This is a genomic window from Arthrobacter sp. GCM10027362 (assembly GCF_042679445.1).
In the GTDB taxonomy this organism is placed as follows: domain Bacteria; phylum Actinomycetota; class Actinomycetes; order Actinomycetales; family Micrococcaceae; genus Crystallibacter.
Genome location: NZ_JBHTML010000392.1, coordinates 1 through 1,077, shown reverse-complemented (window position 1 = coordinate 1,077; position 1,077 = coordinate 1). Strand labels below are relative to the sequence as shown.

1 pseudogene is annotated in these 1,077 nt (G+C 67.0%); it reads left to right on the top strand.

Annotation, left to right across the window (positions count from 1 at the left end):
- A pseudogene (locus ACFQ36_RS22895) lies at window positions 1–1,035 on the top strand (IS3 family transposase); the annotation flags it as partial.
- Window positions 1,036–1,077: the final 42 nt, after the last annotated feature.

The following is a 1,077-nucleotide window of genomic DNA, read 5'->3' as shown; positions in this document are numbered from 1 at the left end:
CCTGCATACCTGGCGAGGAAGGCCGACATCGAGGACGGCGTCGTGCCGGGGACGACGGAGAAGGAAGCGGCCAAACTGCGCGAGGCGAGGAAGCGGATCCGGCTGCCGGAACAGGAGAATGAGATCCTGCGCCGGGCCGCGGCATTCTTCGCCCGGGAACTGCCCCCAAAATGAGCTTCCCGCTGGTCCCTGACCAAGACGGCGACGGCATCCCCGTGGCGGTGACCTGCCGGGTGCTGGGCTTCTCCAGGCAGGCCTTCTACCAGTGGAGGGCCAGCCCCGTCTCCGACCGGGACCGGGCCGATGCGCACCTGATCAACGCGGCCCTGGACGTCCACACCGACGACCCGGCGTTCGGGTACCGGTTCATTGCCGACGAACTCACCGACCTGGGCATCAGCGCCGGGGAGAACCGGGTGCAGCGGCTGTGCAGTGCCCAGCGGATCTGGTCCGTCTTTGCGAAGAAGCGCGGCCTGAACCGCAAGGCCGGCCCGCCGGTCCACGATGACCTGGTCGGCCGGAACTTCACGGCCTCGTCACCGAACGAACTGTGGCTGACGGACATCACCGTTTCCCCGCACCGACGAAGGAAGGCTGTACCCGTGCGCGATCAAGGATGTCCATTCGAACCGGATCGTCGGCTACTCCATCGACTCCCGGATGAAGGCCTCCCTGGCCGTCTCCGCGCTGCGCAACGCCGTCGCCCTGCGTTCACCTGACGGGACCGTGGTGCATTCGGACCGCGGCTCCCGGTTCCGCTCCGCGGTGTTCGTCCGGATACTCAAAAGCAGCGGACTGACCGGATCGATGGACCGGACCGGCGCCTGCGGTGACAACGCCGCCATGGAGTCCTTCTTCGCCCTGCTCCAGAAGAACGTCCTGGACCGGCAGCGACGGGCCACCCGGCAGGAACTGCGCCTGGCCATCGTGACCTGGACCGGGAAAACCTACCACCGCAGGCGCCGCCAGCGGGCCCTCGGCCGGCTCACACCGATCGAGTTTGAGACAATACAAACCGGCCTTCGAGCCGCATGAAAACCATCAACCCCGAGAGTCAACCAAACCCGGGGCAGTCCC